At 65.3% G+C, this 16,309-nt stretch carries 17 protein-coding genes; 8 read left to right on the top strand and 9 right to left on the bottom strand.

The features are described 5' to 3' along the window. Positions 1 to 24 precede the first annotated feature (24 nt). On the bottom strand, positions 25 to 1,476 hold the full coding sequence (locus tag HNP00_RS17650; protein WP_311770608.1) for an NAD-dependent succinate-semialdehyde dehydrogenase: 1,452 nt from the start codon (positions 1,474 to 1,476) through the stop codon (positions 25 to 27). A gap of 196 nt (positions 1,477 to 1,672) precedes the next feature. On the opposite strand from HNP00_RS17650, the gene HNP00_RS17645 reads away from it, so the two are divergent. Genes HNP00_RS17645 through HNP00_RS17630 form a run of 4 tightly spaced genes read left to right on the top strand, consistent with a single transcriptional unit; the run spans position 1,673 to position 5,290 of the window. Next, complete coding sequence (locus HNP00_RS17645) at positions 1,673 to 2,542, top strand: 3-hydroxyacyl-CoA dehydrogenase family protein (protein ID WP_184741029.1); 870 nt, start codon at positions 1,673 to 1,675, stop codon at positions 2,540 to 2,542. Next, the gene (locus tag HNP00_RS17640; protein WP_184741028.1) at positions 2,539 to 3,957 is read left to right on the top strand and encodes a carboxyl transferase domain-containing protein; all 1,419 of its coding nucleotides are present in this window, start codon (positions 2,539 to 2,541) and stop codon (positions 3,955 to 3,957) included. The genes HNP00_RS17645 and HNP00_RS17640 overlap by 4 nt, the downstream gene beginning before the upstream one ends. A 29-nt stretch (positions 3,958 to 3,986) precedes the next feature. Continuing rightward, positions 3,987 to 4,316 (top strand): hypothetical protein, encoded by a 330-nt coding sequence (locus tag HNP00_RS17635; protein WP_184741027.1) that lies wholly within the window; start codon positions 3,987 to 3,989, stop codon positions 4,314 to 4,316. A 38-nt stretch (positions 4,317 to 4,354) separates the two neighbouring features. Continuing rightward, a complete protein-coding gene (locus tag HNP00_RS17630; protein WP_184741026.1) occupies positions 4,355 to 5,290 on the top strand; it encodes a VOC family protein in 936 nt (311 codons plus the stop codon). Positions 5,291 to 5,370: 80 nt separating this feature from the next. On the opposite strand, the gene HNP00_RS17625 is transcribed toward HNP00_RS17630, so the two are convergent. The 3 genes from HNP00_RS17625 to HNP00_RS17615 all read right to left on the bottom strand — a co-directional run bounded on the left by HNP00_RS17625 (position 5,371) and on the right by HNP00_RS17615 (position 7,828). Further along, positions 5,371 to 5,799: a MaoC/PaaZ C-terminal domain-containing protein gene (locus HNP00_RS17625; protein WP_184741025.1), complete on the bottom strand. Its 429-nt coding sequence runs from the start codon at positions 5,797 to 5,799 to the stop codon at positions 5,371 to 5,373. Between the two features lie 50 nt (positions 5,800 to 5,849). Continuing rightward, a complete protein-coding gene (locus HNP00_RS17620; RefSeq protein WP_221451612.1) occupies positions 5,850 to 6,389 on the bottom strand; it encodes a MaoC family dehydratase N-terminal domain-containing protein in 540 nt (179 codons plus the stop codon). Positions 6,390 to 6,463: 74 nt separating this feature from the next. Next, positions 6,464 to 7,828: a VWA domain-containing protein gene (locus tag HNP00_RS17615; protein WP_184741024.1), complete on the bottom strand. Its 1,365-nt coding sequence runs from the start codon at positions 7,826 to 7,828 to the stop codon at positions 6,464 to 6,466. 70 nt (positions 7,829 to 7,898) lie between these two features. Here HNP00_RS17615 and HNP00_RS17610 point away from each other — a divergent pair, with 70 nt between their 5' ends. Beyond that, positions 7,899 to 8,567 (top strand): alpha/beta fold hydrolase, encoded by a 669-nt coding sequence (locus HNP00_RS17610; protein ID WP_184741023.1) that lies wholly within the window; start codon positions 7,899 to 7,901, stop codon positions 8,565 to 8,567. A 32-nt stretch (positions 8,568 to 8,599) separates the two neighbouring features. On the opposite strand, the gene HNP00_RS17605 is transcribed toward HNP00_RS17610, so the two are convergent. Further along, positions 8,600 to 9,496: a MoxR family ATPase gene (locus HNP00_RS17605; protein WP_184741022.1), complete on the bottom strand. Its 897-nt coding sequence runs from the start codon at positions 9,494 to 9,496 to the stop codon at positions 8,600 to 8,602. A gap of 69 nt (positions 9,497 to 9,565) precedes the next feature. Here HNP00_RS17605 and HNP00_RS17600 point away from each other — a divergent pair, with 69 nt between their 5' ends. The 3 genes from HNP00_RS17600 (at position 9,566) to HNP00_RS17590 (ending at position 12,975) form a co-directional block, all read left to right on the top strand. After that, positions 9,566 to 10,792, top strand: coding sequence for an acyl-CoA dehydrogenase family protein (locus tag HNP00_RS17600; RefSeq protein ID WP_221451611.1), 1,227 nt, complete (start codon positions 9,566 to 9,568; stop codon positions 10,790 to 10,792). A gap of 14 nt (positions 10,793 to 10,806) precedes the next feature. Beyond that, entirely contained in the window at positions 10,807 to 12,045 is a 1,239-nt protein-coding gene (locus HNP00_RS17595; protein ID WP_184741021.1) for an acyl-CoA dehydrogenase family protein, read from the top strand. A 204-nt stretch (positions 12,046 to 12,249) separates the two neighbouring features. Then, the gene (locus HNP00_RS17590; protein WP_311770607.1) at positions 12,250 to 12,975 is read left to right on the top strand and encodes an SDR family oxidoreductase; all 726 of its coding nucleotides are present in this window, start codon (positions 12,250 to 12,252) and stop codon (positions 12,973 to 12,975) included. 69 nt (positions 12,976 to 13,044) lie between these two features. On the opposite strand, the gene HNP00_RS17585 is transcribed toward HNP00_RS17590, so the two are convergent. The 4 genes from HNP00_RS17585 to HNP00_RS17570 all read right to left on the bottom strand — a co-directional run bounded on the left by HNP00_RS17585 (position 13,045) and on the right by HNP00_RS17570 (position 16,308). Continuing rightward, positions 13,045 to 13,554 carry a hypothetical protein gene (locus HNP00_RS17585; protein WP_184741019.1) on the bottom strand — a complete coding sequence of 170 codons (510 nt, stop codon included), beginning with the start codon at positions 13,552 to 13,554 and terminating at the stop codon, positions 13,045 to 13,047. A gap of 50 nt (positions 13,555 to 13,604) precedes the next feature. After that, entirely contained in the window at positions 13,605 to 13,868 is a 264-nt protein-coding gene (locus tag HNP00_RS17580) for a hypothetical protein (RefSeq protein ID WP_184741018.1), read from the bottom strand. A 66-nt stretch (positions 13,869 to 13,934) separates the two neighbouring features. Further along, positions 13,935 to 14,813, bottom strand: a complete 879-nt coding sequence (locus tag HNP00_RS17575) for an alpha/beta fold hydrolase (RefSeq protein ID WP_184741017.1) — start codon at positions 14,811 to 14,813, stop codon at positions 13,935 to 13,937. A 4-nt stretch (positions 14,814 to 14,817) separates the two neighbouring features. Next, complete coding sequence (locus HNP00_RS17570) at positions 14,818 to 16,308, bottom strand: class I adenylate-forming enzyme family protein (protein WP_184741016.1); 1,491 nt, start codon at positions 16,306 to 16,308, stop codon at positions 14,818 to 14,820. Between the last annotated feature and the right edge of the window lies 1 nt (position 16,309).

The following is a 16,309-nucleotide window of genomic DNA, read 5'->3' as shown; positions in this document are numbered from 1 at the left end:
GCAGTTCGGTGGTGACCACTCGGTTCACACCGTCATTCCAACGAGCTTCACGTCCAGGTACTCATCGATTCCCTGGGCCCCGCCCTCCCGCCCGATGCCGCTGTTCTTCACGCCACCGAACGGTGCTGCCGCGGAGGTCGGGTTGATGTCATTGATGCCGACGATGCCGAACCGCAGTCTTTCGGATACCCTCGTGGCCCGGACCAGGTCGGTTGTGTACACGTACGATGCCAGGCCGTAGTCGGTGTTGTTTGCCATCCGGACAGCCTCGTCCTCGTTGTCGAAAGGAATGACCGCGGCGACCGGGCCGAACGTCTCCTCGGTGTAGATCTCCATCTCCGGGGTGACGTCGGCGAGCACGGTTGGGGCGTAGAAGTTTGTTCCGGCCAGGCCGTCGACACTGACCCGGCTGCCGCCTGTCAGCAGTCGTGCACCTTTGTTCCGGGCATCGGCGACGTGCCGTTCCATCTTCTCGGTGGCGGCGGAATCAATGAGTGGCCCGATACTGACCCCGTCCTGGTGGCCGGCACCCACGGTGAGCCGGCTGGCCCGTTGTGTGAACGCCTCGATGAAGCGCTCGTAGCCGGAGCTGTGGACGTAAATGCGGTTTGGGCAGATGCATGCCTGGCCAGTGTTGAGGAACTTCGCCAGGACCGCGCCCTTGGCTGCGTGGTCCATGTCCGCGTCTTCGAACACGAGGAAGGGCGCATGGCCGCCGAGCTCCAGGGAAACCCGCTTCATAGTCGACGCGGCGCGGGCTGCGAGTTCCGTGCCCACGGCGGTTGAGCCGGTGAACGTCAGCTTGCGGACCTCACGGGATTCCAGCAGAACGTCTCCAACGGCTTCGGGGTTTCCCGTAGTGATGAGGTTGACCACTCCGGGCGGAAAGCCGGCTTCTTCGAAGATCTCGAACATGGCAATGGCGCACAGGGGCGTCTGCTCGGCCGGCTTGAGTACCACGGTGCAGCCCGCCGCAACGGCCGGGGCGACCTTCCGGGCAATCATGGAAATCGGGTAGTTCCAAGGCGTAATGGCTGCGACTACGCCGACAGGTTGACGCAGCACGGTCAGCCGCTGGTTGGCGCGTGCCGAAGGGATCGTGGTGCCGTAGACCCTCTTGGCCTCTTCAGCGAACCAGCTGAGGAAGTCGGCCCCATAGAGGACTTCGTTCTTCGCCGCTCTCAGCGGCTTACCCTGTTCCAGCGTCATCAACGCGGCGAGCTCATCCGCACGGCGGAGCATGATCCGGTGGGCCCGTTCCAAGGCGGCGGCCCGCTGGTATGCTGTCTGGTTTGCCCAACCTTCGAAGGCCGCAGAGGCGGCGGCCACAGCGGCTCGGGCGTCGGCCGCACCGCCGTCGGACGCCCTCCCGATAACGGCTTCCGTGCTCGGGTCCAACACATCGAACAAAGAGCCGTTCCCTGCCGACGTCCATTCTCCGTTGATGAATAACGTCCGGTCATCTTCTCGGGTCACCGCGAACAACCTTTCCCTGCGCCATTGCTGGCGATCTGTTATCGTGTGCATTACAGTAACACTTACTGGTGCGGCAATACCAGAGAATTGGCACCGGACCAAGACGGTCTGATCACCACCCCTGCGGCTCCTCAGTGCGCTCCAGGCAACCGTCCCGCCGGTGCGGTCATGAATACCCCCGAAGGAGAAACGGCAAATGCAAATCAAGCGAGTGGCAGTTGTAGGGTGTGGCACCATGGGTGGCGGCATTGTTCAGACCGCGGCCCAGAACGGCTTCCAGACCGTGGGGGTTGAAACGTCCGAGCAGGCTGCTGAAGCCGCCCATGCCCGAATCGCAGCGGGCCTGAACCGTTCCTTCGCCCGGGGAAAGATCACCGAAGCCCAGCGGGACTCGGCCCTGGCCAATTTCACCATCAGCTCGGACCTTTCCGACATCACTGACGCGGACTTGGTTATCGAGGCCGTCTTCGAGGACGTGGAACTGAAGAAGGAGATCCTCGGCCGAATCGACAAGCTCGTTGCCCCCGAAGCCTTCATCGCCTCGAATACCTCTACGATTCCGTTGGTCATCCTGGCTGCGGCGACGACCCGGCCGGAGCAGGTGGTCGGAGCGCATTTCTTCAATCCCGTACCGTCAATGAAGCTGGTAGAGGTCATCAAGACGCCGGTGACCCTGCCCGAAAATGTCCAGACTTTTGTCGACTTCGCCAAGGCGCTCGGCAAGAGCCCCGTCGTCGTCAATGACGTCCCCGGGTTCATCGGCAATCTGCTGATTGTCCCCTACCTCACGGATGCGATCCGCGCCTTTGAACGCGATGTGGCCGACATGGAATCCATCGACGAAGTGATCAAGCTCGGTTTCAACCACCCCATGGGCCCCTTCGCCCTCAGCGATTTGATTGGCCTGGACATCGTCCACGACATGGCCGCCTCGATGTACGAGGAGTACAAGGACCCGCGCTACTTCCCTCCGACCCTGCTGAAGCAGTACGTGCGCCTGGGCTGGCTGGGACGCAAGACCGGGCGCGGCTTCTACACGTATGACGAAAACGGCGCGCGGTCGTGACGCAGGTCAGTGAACGGCTTCCCGAAGCTGAGGCACAGGTCTCGTTCGCCGAGGAGTGGGATACGGACCTGCGGTCCAACAATCCGCTTTCGTTTGACGGATACGAACCCCCGCTTGCAGATGAGGAATCCGTCCGGGCAGGCCTGGTAGAGGGCGAACTGGGCTCCTACGTGCTGATTTCGTGCGATTTCAGCAAATCGGGCGGCACCATGGGTGCCGTCGCCGGCGAGCGGATCGTCCGGGCTTACCGCCGGGCCACGGAGCGCGGACTTCCCGTCGCCCAGCTGGTCAGCAGCGGCGGAGCGCGCCTGCAGGAGGGCATGGTCTCCTTGGTGCAGATGGCCCGCACTTCCTCAGCCGTTTCGGCTCACCGTGCGGCCGGACTCATGAGCGCCAGCGCCCTCCGCTCCCCCACCACCGGCGGTGTCTACGCTTCATGGGCCTCCCAATCAGATGTCCGGACCGCGTCCCCCGCGGCGGTAATCGGGTTCGGTGGACCCCGTGTGGTGGAACAGGTCACCGGCTCGCTGCCGCCCAAGACTTCACATACGGCGGAATCGGCCTTCCGCCACGGCCTCATCGATGCAATTACCCCGGTCACAGACCAGCGTAAGTGGCTGGAGCAGGCTTTGGGGGTCGCCGCGGCGCCGCCGCTTCAGGTTACCGCGGAAGCGCCGGCGGGCACCGCGACCCAGCCCACCAGCGCCTGGCAGTTGCTGCAGGAAGTCCGCTCGCCCTTGCGTCCGTCCGGACTGGACTGGGCCGCCTGGCTGACGGACTCATGGGTTGAGCTGCGGGGCAGCGATCCGCGTATCCGTGCCGGGCTGGCCACCATGGACGGCCGGCGGCTAATGGTGGTCGCGATGGACCGGGCACGGGCGGAAGAGGATCACGCCCTCGTTGGGCCAGCCGGCTTCAGGCTGGCCCAGCGCGCGATCGAGCTTGCGGGACGGCTGGGAATGCCTCTGCTGACCATCATCGACACCCCGGGGGCGGACCCGTCCGCCCCCTCCGAAGCGGACGGCCTGGCCCGTGAGATTGCGCGGACGATCGGTGCGATGGCGGCGCTGCCGACCGTGAGCGTCGCGCTTTGCGTCGGCGAGGGCGGAAGCGGCGGCGCAATGTCACTCGCCCACGCGGACAGTTTCCTGATGCTGACCGGCTCGGTCTTCTCCGTCATCGGCCCAGAGCCGGGCGCCGTCGTGCTCTACCGGGACAACACCCGGGCAGCCAAGTTGGCCGGGGATCTGAAGATCTCCGCCGGGGATCTGTTCAGCATGGGGGCCATTGACGCCGCCGTGCCGGAGTCGGTTCCGGCGGTTCGGGCGTCCGTGCTTAATGCGATCAAAACAACACCGGCGGGCAAACGAAATGTCCGCATCGATGCACTCACCGCACGGGCGCTGGCTTTCTAGCCTCCGCCCTCATCAGAAAGGACCCGGTCATGGCGAAATCATTGCTCATTGCCCTCACCAGCCCCGCCAGTGCCAATAGCGTGGAGGACTTCACCACCTGGTACGAAGAAACCCACATTCCCGAAATCCGCGCCGTCATACCCTCCGTCACCGAGGTCAGCCGTTACGTGCTGGCGTCAGTTGGCAACGCCGGAAACGATTTGCCGCGCTTTCTGGCAGTTTATGAGATAGACGACGCGGACCCCACCGCGGCAGAAGCCGCCCTCGGTGCGGCCATGGGGGCGGGTCAGCTCACCATGACCGCTGCCCTGGACGGCACCGTCAATCCGCCCGTCCTGCAGTTCTTCCGCGGCATCTAGCCACCGCTACCCGAACAACTAGAACCAAGGAGCAACAGATGGAAAAGACAGTCAAGAAAAGCGGAGATCACGGCATCGGCCTGATGATCCACATGGTCCACATGACCGACGACGTTCCCAAGCTGAACGCCTTCTACGAAGATGTCTTTGGCGGACTGGTATACATGGGTGTCGACGAACCGAACTTCCTGCCCGTGGAAGACCGGCTGGCCGGACTGCTCATGGTCTCGGACCTCTGCGTTGAAACCATGGCACCGAAGTTGCCGGTCAACGTGGAGAAGCCGGTTGGCAAGTTCTACTCCAAGTTCGGCCAGCATCTGCACTCCGTGGGCTACAAGGTGGATGACCTCGAAGCGCTGGGCAACCGCCTGATTGACCAGGGCGTATACATTGGCAAGCCGGGCGGCGGAAAGCTCGACGCCATGGATCCGGACGAGGTGTACTTCTACCCGAGCCCGCGGGACACCGCCGGCCTCATGGTGGAACTCTGCCGTATTGATATGCCCAACGATCCGCGCCAGCAGGACACGTGGTCCTCGCAGGTGAAGATGTGGCGCAGCCACCCGCTGACGATCGAGCGTCTGAGCTACATCACACTGGGTGTCAAGGACCTCGAGGCCGCAGTGCATGCCTACGTCGACGTCATCCAGGCCGTTGCAGTGGACAAGGGCGTCGACGAAGATACCCATGTGCAGTACCAGACCGTCCAGCTCGGCGACAGCCTGCTTCAGCTGGCCCAGCCGCTCGAGGAGGGCTCTGATCTCGGCCGGCATGTCGCGAAGTGGGGCAACATGATCTACAGCGCGACGTTCAAGATCACTGACGTTGATTCCGCCGAGAAGTGGCTCAATTCCAAGGGCGTCCGGACCACCAGGATCCGGCCCACGCTGCTGGCAGCCAACCCGGAAGACACCTTCGGTGCGCCGTACTTCTTCAGCGCAGAGGATATCCCCAACGATCCCTTCGCCGGCTGACCAGCCTGGAGACAACTGCGGCGGCAGGGCCCTTAGGGATCCTGCCGCCGCATTTTTTCGTCCGGTTGTTGGTCTGCTGCCTAAGACCGGTGCAGTGCCAACTGCACCGTGGCCTTGCCCGGGGCAAGCTTCGCACCGGATTCGTCCACGGTCCAGAGATCCAGCTCCGCGTACTGTCCGTCCGCTTCATCCCGCACCGCTGTGACGATGCCGCGGGCGGTTACCGTTCCCTTGAGGTTGGGTTTGCGGAATTGGCAGGACAGTTCCACGATCCGGGCGTCCTCGCCCGCCCAGTCGCGCACCAGGTTGTGCAGGTACGACCACTGAAGATTGCCCATCCCGAAGGCGCCCGGCTGCCCGGCTGCCTTTCCGGCCTCGTCATCCATGTGGATCGGCACAAATTCATCATTGACGGCAGCGAACCTGTTCCAGGCCGCAAACCCTGTTTCACGCACAAAGGGACCGAGCTCATCGCCGACCTGGACCGGGCGTACGTTTGTAACGGTCATGTTGTTCTCTCCTGCTTCTTGGTCATTCGTAAGTGGAGCCGTGTCCACGGCTAGTAGCGGATCAGCGTGAAGACGGTTCGCTTCACCAGCTCGTCATTCTGGTTGGTCCACACATCCTCGATGGTGCTGAGCAGCATATTTCCCAGCGACCCTGCACGCTCGGTGTAGCCGCCAAGCCGGGACACGCTGGTGATGACGTCGCCGGGATGGATGCGCGAACCGTAGGTAGTGCTGAGCCCGCCGTTCATCTGAAAGGACAGGCCGGGGCCCTGGATCCCCACCGTCCGCTCCGTTTTGTCCGGGTCATTCGCATCGATCGGCTCGGTGGCGGCCGAGCCCTGCGCGGCCACGGCCCAGGCGAAGGGATTGAACTCCTCCGGCGCCACGATTCCGCCGTGGACCGTCCTGGCCGCGTAGTCGGGATCGGTGAACAGTGCCGGCGGCTCTTCCGGCCAGTACACCGCGATGGCCCATCTGCGGATATCCGATTCGGAGACGCGGAAGCTGATCCGGCGCCCCATTTCGCGTCCCACGGCCGCTTCCATTGCTGCCGAGATGTTACTGTCAACTTCCTTGACTGTTTCAGTCATGCGCTGCTCCTGTCGTGATTCATGATGCGGTGGTTGGTCTTTGGTGTGGGGCCGGCCGGCGGGTGCTGCGCGGCTCAGGCGAGCGATTCGACAAAGTTCCTTAGATCGTTGATGTTGCGGCATTCGAAGACCGCGTCGCAGTGCTTGGCATATTCGGCCAGGACCGAATCACCTTCGTTCCAGCTGGCCCGCCGCTCCGGGTTCAGCCAGAAAACCCGGGCCGCACGCGCATGCAGCCCGGCGAGGACCTCTGCGTGCGGCTCGTGGTAGTTCCCCCGGGCGTCGCCGAGCAGCAGGACCGTGGTGCGTGAGTCGACCACGTCGGAATACTTCTCCTTGAACAGCTGAAGAGCGTGGCCGTAGTCGGAGCGGCCGTCGAACCAGAAACCCCGCCGTTCGGTGTTGATCCGCGACGTCGCATCCCGGATCGTGGGGCCAGCCGTCAGCAGGTCCGTCACCTCGTCCATGCCGTCGATGAAAACGAAGGAGCGCAGCGAGGAGAACCGGGTCTGCAGCGCCGAGGTGAGCTGCAGCGTAAACTGCGCGAACGTCGCCACGGACCCGGAGATGTCCGCGATGACCACCAGCTTGGGCTTGGAAGGACGCGGCTGGCGCAGGTGCAGCCGGGCCGGCACTCCGCCGGTGGACAGGGAGTCCCTGATGGTCGCGCGGAAATCGAGGTGGCGTCGGCCGTGGCGCCGGCATTTGGCGGTGAGGGCGTGGCCCAGCGCCCGCCCCAGAGGATCCACCACCGTCCGCATGTGCTCGATGACTTGGGTCGAGGCCGTCAGGAAGTCCGCATCCGCTGGCAGCGGGCTGCGCACCGTAGCCGCGACGGCTTCCGCGCCGCGGTCCTCGACCAGCAGCCGCCGCACTTCGGTTTCGACCATCCTTTCGAAGGCGACGACGGACCGGCCTGCGCGCTCGCGGGCCAGGCGCAGGCTCAGCGACCGGGTGGGGCCTTCGGCTGGGGGGTCCAGCACCACCACATCGTCCGCCAGCGTATCGGCCTGGATCGAGCGGAGGGCCCGGAAGATGTAAAACGTGCCGGCGACCGCCCGGCCGGCTTGCATGCCGGCGTGGCGGTCCACGATCACCCGCGCCACCTCGCGCATGGTCGAGGTGCCCCCAGCGGTCAGTGCCTGGAGCAGGATCTTCCTTAGCTCGTCGTCGGGCAGTTGCTCGAACAATCGCCTTTCGTCGGTTACCCGCTGCCCCGCGGCATCGTCACGGGGCCAGAACAGGTCGAAGACAATGCTGTAGGCGTCCTGGTGGGGGACGGACTTGGCCAGGCAGGCGCCAACGGCAGCCTTCACGGCCTCCCGGTCGGCCGGCGGAACTGCACGCAGGCTCCGGGCCGCGTCGATCAATTCGCTTGTGGACACGGGGACGTTCATGCGGCGCAGTTCGGCCGCGACACCCTCAATGACTGCCAGCATCGGCCCACCCTTCCCGATGGTGTACGGAAACAGATACCGATTGGCTTACAGTTTGCTCTAAGCTTCCAGCATGAAACCAAGAATCGTGTTTGTCCATGGACTGGCGTCGAGCTACGAATCCACCTGGGCCCGCTACGGCTGGCCGGAGCTCATCGAAGATCTGGGCGGCGAAGCGGTACCGTTCGAGCTTCCCGGACACGGCACCTCGCCGATCGAGCCGGGCGACGACGCGGCCGCCGTCGACGCCCTCCTCGCCTTCACCGCCGGGAACAATGCGGACACCGCCGTCGGCTTTTCCGCCGGTTCTCTCCTGCTGCTGCGCGCCGCGGCCCGCAAACCCGACGCCTTTGCCCGCCTGGTGCTCACCGGTGTGGGTGATGGAATGTGGAACTCCGGCGAGGGCTTGCGCCGCATCGCCGACGCCTTCGAGCGCGATGAACCCATCGAGGATCCGGGCCTGCGGATGCTGGCCACTATGGCCCGCTCTGCGGGCAACGATCCCAAAAAGGTCAGCGCCTTCATCCGGGGAGTGCCGCGGCAGCCCTCCCCCAAGGCCCTGCGCGCCATCGAAGCCTCGGTGCTGATCGTCCTGGGCGACAAGGACGACGTCGGTCCCGCCGACGCGCTGCTGGGTAACCTGCAGACGGCGCGCCTGGTGAGCCTGCCCGGCACCGACCACTACAAGACGCCCTCGGATCCGCGGGCATTCGGCGCGGTTTCGCGCTTCCTTTCCGACTAGCCGGACCGCGGCCGGCCGGGTCGCCAACGTGCTCACGAGCCGCCGACGCCTAGCTCGGAGGTAGCCCGTTCTATATCGCTGCGGTGTTTGAGCAGCACCGGCAGGTGCTCGACGACGGCACCGGCGTCGAGCTCCTCGGTGCCGAACAGTGCCAGGGTTCGGGCCCAGTCCAAAGTCTCGGAGACGGACGGGCTCTTCTTCAGCTCCATCGCGCGCAGCGATCCGACTGTAGCGCTGATCTGACCGGCGAGGAAATCCGAGATGCCGGCGACACGGGACGCCACGATGTCGCGCTCGCGGTCCACGTCCGGGTAGTCCATGTGCAGGAAAAGACAGCGGCGCTTCAGCGCCTCGGACAGCTCGCGGTTGTTGTTTGATGTCAGGAAGACCAGGGGACGCCGCGCGGCGGTCACCGTGCCCAGCTCCGGGATCGAGACCTGGAAATCGGACAGGATCTCGAGCAGGAGCGCCTCGGTTTCGACGTCCAGCTGGTCAACCTCGTCGATCAGCAGCACCACGGGACCCTCGGCCCGGATAGCCGCCAATAGCGGGCGCTCCAGCAGGAACCCCTCCGAGAATACGCCCGCCACCCTGTCCTGCGCCGCGGAGGATTCGGACGCCTGGATGGCCAGAAGCTGCTTGCGGTAGTCCCACTCATACAGGGCCCGCGATTCATCCAGCCCTTCGTAGCACTGCAGGCGGATGAGCCGGGCCCCCGTCATGGCGGCCACGGCCTTGGCAAGCTCGGTCTTGCCCGTGCCGGCGGGGCCCTCCACCAGCACCGGCTTCTGGAGCGCCGCGGCAATGTAGACGATATTCGCCGTGGCGGCATCGGAAAGGTAGCCCTGTTCGGCCAACGCCTGCCTGACCCGCCCGGCCGACCCCAATTCTTCACTTCTCCCGGAATCGATCACCAGTGTGCTGCTCATCCCAGACTCCTGCTCCAGCTATCGCCATTGGTTAACGTTTGTTATACCGTTTAGCTTACCGTAAGCCGCTTGACATGGCGAGCGTTCAAGCGCATCCTGTTTTACGGCGAGCTATGTGAGCCCGGCGTTGCCGGGACCAAGAACAACTTCGATACAGGAGGATCCGTGATGACGGTAGACACCGCGGCGGAACAGAAACTGTTCCGCGACACCACCGCTGATTTCATTGCCAGTGAAACCCCGCTGGCGATTGTCCGCGCGCTGAATGCGAGCGGAGAATCGTTCAACCGGGAGTGGTGGCAGCGTGCCACCGAGATCGGTTGGGCCACCCTGCTGGTGCCGGAGGAGCTCGGCGGCGGCAGCGTCTCGGGAGAAGGAGTCCGGGACCTCGTCGGGGTAGCCACGGAACTCGGCAAATCGGTAGGCCCGGGACCGCTGCACCCGGTGAATGTTGTCCTGGCCGGGCTGGTTGATGCCACCGACGGCCCCGACCACGGCGAGCTCATCGACGCGCTCGTGTCCGGGACCAGCATCGCAACCTGGGCTGTGTATGAACCCGGTTCCCCATGGAATCCGGCAGCGCCGGGCCTGACGGCTTCGGCTTCCGGCGCCGGCTATGTGCTCAGCGGTGTGAAGGACCGCGTCGAAGCGGCTCCGCAGGCTGACGTCTTCCTGGTCACCGCCGCCACCGAAAACGGTCCGCTGCAGTTCATCGTCACCACCAGCTCCCCGGGCGTCACCGTCGAGCCGTCCGGCTCGCTGGACGCCGTCAAGCAGTACGGCACGGTGACCTTCGACAATGTCGAGGTATCCGCCGACGCGGTGGTCGGAAGCACCGCTTCAACGGCCGCATTGATCGAACGGCAGGGCCAGATTGCCAACCTGCTGCAGTTGGCCGAAACCGTCGGCGCCCTCGACACGGTCTTCAACTTCACCGTCCAGTGGGCCTTCGACCGCTATTCCTTCGGGCGCCCGCTGGCCTCCTACCAGGCCCTCAAACACCGATTCGCCGATATGAAACTGTGGATCGAGGCTAGCCGCGCCACGCTCGACGGCGCCACCCAGGCCGTCCAGGACCGGGCGGACAACGCGCCGTACCTGGTCAGCGTGGCCAAGTCCTACGTGGGGCAACGCTCCGTCGAAATCGTCCAGGACGCCGTCCAGCTCCACGGCGGGATAGGCGTGACCTGGGAACACGATCTCCATCTCTTCCTCCGCCGGGTCACCGTGAACCGGCAGCTCTTCGGAACCCCCGGCGAACACCGCCGCCTCATTGCCTCCCAGCTCGGTCTGTGAAAGGAAACGACATCATGACGGAAACGGCTATCGAGACTGTTGAAGAATTCCGCCTGAGGGCCAGGACCTGGCTGGCGGCCAATGTGGCCCGCGTCGATCCGGATGCCCCGCCGCCTTCGTCGGGCGACGACGACGCCGAGTGGCTGCACGCACGCGAGCTGCAGAAGCGGCTCTACGCCGGCGGCTTTGCCGGCATCTGCTTCCCGAAGGAATACGGCGGCCTGGGGCTGTCGCACGAGTACCAGGAAGCCTTCACCGAAGAAGCCGACGGCTACGAGATGCCACTCCTGCTGAACGTCCCGACCCTCAGCATTTGCGCCCCGACCATCTTGGACATGGGCAGCGAGAAACAGAAGAAGGAACACCTCAGCGCCGCCATCCGCGGCGACGAGGTCCTGGTCCAGTTCCTGTCCGAGCCCAGCGGAGGATCCGACCTTGCCGGCGTCCTGACACGGGCGGACCGCGACGGCGACGAGTGGGTCATCAACGGCGCAAAGATCTGGAGCACGAGCGCCTATGCGGGCGACTACGCGCTGTGCCTGGCCCGGACGGACTGGAACGCGCCGAAGCACCGCGGCCTGACCATGTTCCTGATGAAGATCAATTCCCCCGGTGTTGATCTACGCCGCATCAAGCAGGTCAACGGTTCGACCGAATTCTGCGAGGAGTTCTTCGACAACGTGGTAGTGCCGGCGGACGCTGTCGTCGGAGAGGTCAACGACGGCTGGACCGTCGCCTCCCGCCAGCTGTTCCACGAGCGCACCGCGGTCGGCGGCGGCTCGCCGTATACCAGCGGCCGCGGCAAGCGGGACACCCGCAAGGCATCCGACGACTTCGTGGCGCTGGCCAGGGAAACCGGTCAGGCGGACGACGTCCATGTCCGCGAACTCGTGGGCCAGGCCTACGCCCACCGCACCGTGCAGGAACAGCTGATCAAGCGCGTCGCGACCGCCGTCGAGAGCGGCGAACTGCCCGCTCCGGCCATGTCACTGATCCGCCTGTTCCACGCCGAAACGGACTGGCTGAACACCGACATCGGGCTGGAATTGGCCGGCAGTTACGCCGTGGCAGGGCCTCTGGGCCGCGGACCGCTGGAACTGGGCACCGGTTACCTCTCCCGCCAGGCAGCCAGCCTCGGGGGTGGCAGCTCGGAGATGTCCCGCAACATCATCAGCGAGCGCCTGCTCCAGATGCCGCGCGAGTACGCCGCAGACCGCGATGTGCCGTTCAGCGAGGTCAAGCACAGCAGCTGACCCCCGGCACGAACGAATGGCAGGCCCGCTCCGGCGGACCCGCCATTCGTTTGATCACGGGTTCCCGGGCCGGCCGGGGCGCGTCCGGCAGGCCGTCGACGCCTCCGTTGAGTACCGCCGGCGCCACGGCAACCTGCCCGCCCGCGGCCGGCAGAGGCAGACGGGCGTGTAAAAGGGGAAAGGGAAGAGGACAGTATGGGACGTATGGACGGAAAGACCGCGTTGATCAGCGGCGGAGCGAGGGGCCTGGGTGCTTCCCACGCCCAGCTGTTGGTCGCCGAGGGCGCCAGGGTCGTCATCGGCGACATCCTCGATGAGGAGGGAGCCCGGACTGCAGCGGAACTTGGCGACAACGCGGCCTACGTCCACCTGGATGTCACCCGGCCCGGGGACTGGGAGGCGGCCGTCAACACCGCACTCTCCCGCTTTGGCGGGTTGGATGTCCTAGTCAACAATGCGGGCATCGCCAATTCCTCCAGCATCGAGGAGTTCTCGCTGGAGCAGTGGAACGCAGTCATCGGCATTAACCTGACCGGTACGTTCCTGGGCATCAAGGCGGCGATCCCGGCCCTGAAGAAGTCCTCCGGCGGTTCCATCATCAACGTTTCCTCCGCTGCGGGGCTGGCGGGCTATGCCGCGCTGCCCGGCTACACGGCCTCCAAGTTCGGCGTGCGCGGGCTGACCAAATCCGTGGCCCTGGACCTGGGCCGCTACGGCATCCGGGTGAATTCGGTACATCCCGGCACGTTCAGGACCCCCATGACCGCCGGTATCGACGCCCCGGAAAGCCACGTTGCCCTACGGCGCCTCGGAGAGCCCGCCGAGTTGTCCCAGCTCGTGCTGTTCCTGGCCAGTGACGAATCCACGTTCTCCACGGGAGCCGAGTTCGTGGCCGACGGGGGCTCCACCGCAGGCCGGGCACGGATTTAGGACGGCCCGGGAGGGCGCCCACAATAACTCCAGCACGCGGTCGCGGCCGTCGAGGGGTTCGGGTGGCTTTCATGCCGTCGTCAAGTTTTGAGTATCAGTTTGTGGTTGATTCGGGTTACGCGGCCAGGGGTTCCTGGTCGCGGGTCTGACGGGTGGCGAGGACCTCTGCCGGAGGGATGCCGCCAGCCCGCCGATTTGGCCGGCGGCCTGCACGCCCTTGGCATTGAGCACCAGGGTCAGCTGGTCACGGACGGCGCGCGGGGAGGGACCCGCGGGGTTGCGCCACCGGTAGAACGAGGCCCGGGATGCCTTCAGGGTGCGGCGCCTTCTCCCGGCCGGCCTTACCCGATCCGGATTATCCGCCCGGTACACGCGCACCCACTTCCCCAGTGTGCCTTCAATGCTGAGCACCACCGCGTTCTCCGGCGACGACATGTACAGCCCGACCACATCACGGAGCTTGGGTTCGAGCTGTGGGGCGGTGGAGAACTTGAAGGTCTCGATCCGGTGCGGCTGGACACTCCGCTTGCGCCCGATCCGCGCGAGCGAGGAGGACGATACCCCGTGGCGGGGGGCCATGATGCGCGCGGACCAATGACGGGGTCCCCGATTCCTGCTGCGGGATCCCGTCATTGGTCAGTGTCGACAACTATCGCCAGTTCATCGTCCCGGGCTCCCGGCCCAGCCTGGGGTGCGTCCGACAGGCCTTCGACGCCCGCCGTTGCGTACCGCAGGCGCCACTTCAACACCGTCGGGCGCTTGAATCCGGTCGACTTCTCAATCTCAACATTGGGCAAGCCAGCAGCACCGTCCTGGCCCGCGGCGCCAGCGTCGCCGACGAGGACTTCCCGCGTCAATGCCTCCAGCTGCTCCCGGTCGCCTCCACGAAACACCAGTGCCTTGCCACATGAACCAAGTCTGACGAAACCCAGACCTAAAGGAATCAACGACCTGCTTCTCTAGGAGGCTCTGGGCCCCTGTCGCGGCGCGTCTTCAAGCTGTTCCAGGAACGCGGCCACCGCATCGGCGAAACGGTCGTTGTCATCGCCGGCAACCATATGTCCGGCATTTTTGACTTCGACGACGGTGCTGTCCGAGAGTGCGTCCTGAAGTTCTTTGATTCCGGACGCGTCGACGACGTCCGAGAGCGCCCCCCGGACGATCAGTACGGGAACCTTGATCTTCGCGGCCAGCCGCAGCAAGTGTTCCGGATCAGGTGCGCCCGACTCACGGTCGACGCGCGTCATCATGGCCGGATCCCAGTGCCAGTACCATCGGCCATCCTCGGACAGGCGCACGTTCTTGCGCATCCCGTCCGGGTTCGCCGGCCGCTTCCGGCCCGTGTAGGCAGCGACCGCTTCCGAGGCTTCCGTCAAGGAGCCGAAGCCGCCCAGATGGCCCGTCATGAAGGCCTGGATCCGCTTCACGCCCGTCTGGCTGGGGCGCGGAACGATATCGACCAGCACCATGGCCCGGGCAAGTTCGGGATCCCCAGACAGGGCAGTGAGTGCCGTGAGCCCGCCCATGGAGGCGCCAACGAGCACCGCGCCGGGACCGAGTTCCCTGATGACGTGCCGCAGGTCCGCCGCGTGGGCCGGCAGTCCGTAGTCCGCACTGCGCGACCATGAACTGTCGCCGTGCCCGCGCAGATCCAGCGTGGTGCAGGTCCACCCACGGGCAGCAAGTTTCTCCGCCGTCGTCCCCCAGGAATGCCTCGTCTGGCCGCCTCCGTGCAGGAAGACGACGTGGCGGGGCGGACCTGACGGGTCCGCCGCGGTCCATTGCTCCCCGGCGATGACGACATCGCCGCAGTCGAAGTTCAGCTGCCTACCGGCCATCTCCTCACCTGGCCGCTTCGGTGGCGAGCGACCGCACCAGATCGCGGCGCAGGATCTTGCCTGTCGGCGTCGTCGGCAGCTCGGGGACGAAGCGCACCAAATCCGGGGTCTTGGAACTGCGCAGCTGCGACCGGACCCAGTTCTTGAGCTCGTCCTCTTCCTCCGTTTGGCCCTCTTTCAGAACGACGAATGCGCCGATGCCTTGGCCCCATTCCTCGTGCGGAATCGCTGCGACTGCGACGTCGGCCACCGCTGGGTGCCGTGCAAGGACGTCTTCGATTTCCGCAGGTGCGATGTTCTCGCCGCCGCGGATGATCGTGTCATCCGAACGGCCCTGAACGAAGATGAATCCCTCCCCGTCGATATGGCCGAGGTCGCGGGTGTGGAACCAGCCCGCGGGATCGACCAGGCTGCCGGACTCCTTGTATTCACCGGCAATCTGCGGGCCGCGGACAACGATGTCGCCGACCACGCCCGGAGCGCACGGCCGGCCGAGGGGATCATGGATCTCGATTTCGACTCCGGGCAGCGCCCGGCCAACTGATGCCAGGCGGGCCCGGACATGCGGGTCTTCGCTGGCCAAGGCGTCGCGGTGGTCCTCCGGTCCGAGCACGGCAATCGATGACGCCGTCTCGGTGAGTCCGTAGGCGTTGACGAATCCGGTGGTGGGGAACAGGCGAAGGGCATCGGCCAGGACGGTGGCAGCGATCTTGGCACCGCCGTAGGATAGCCCGCGCAGGGAGCCAGGGCCCGGCGTGCCGCGCTTGTCTAGCTCGCGCACAATCCGGACGAGCATCGTCGGAACCACCATGGCATTGGTGATCTGTTCCTTGGTGACAATGTCCAGCCAATCGGCAGCCGTGAAGTGGTCCAGATAGACCACCCGGCGGCCAGCGTAGAGGTTGGAGATCAGGTTTGCCACAGCCGCGATGTGGTACGGCGGAACACAAACAATCGTTGCGTCACCGGGTTCAGCCGAGGCAAACTCGACGGACCCGAGCACATAGGACGTCAGGTGGCGATGCCGTAGTACGGCGCTCTTCGGCGCTGCCGTGGTTCCGCTGGTCATCAGCAGGACAGCGATGTCCTCTCCGTCGGCCCCGCCGGGTTCGTGAGGTGCACCGCCTGGTGCCGCAAGGTTCAGGAACTCCTCGAGGGACAGCGCCCCGTGCCCGGTACGCAGCGGGTCGTCGCTGATGAGGAAGGGTTTCGGTTGCCGTGCCAGGATCTCGTCAATCTGTTCCGCACTGAGCCGGTAATTAAGCGGCAAGAAGGGCACGGCGGCATAGGCCGCTGCGAACAAGGCGACAGGAAAAGCCGGACCGTTTCCGCCCAGGTAGACCACTGTCTGGGACCCGGCGTCCTGAATCAGCTTGGCACCGGCGCTCGCTCGCGCACGCAGCTCTTCTCCCGTGAGTCCCTGCTCCTTGCTGCCGATCAGCACCGTGTCGCCGTTTCCGGAGGCGACCATCTCGAGCAATGTGGTGAGATTCACT

Source organism: Arthrobacter sp. AZCC_0090 (assembly GCF_014207375.1).
GTDB lineage: Bacteria > Actinomycetota > Actinomycetes > Actinomycetales > Micrococcaceae > Arthrobacter.
This window is presented reverse-complemented; position numbering and strand designations above follow the sequence as displayed.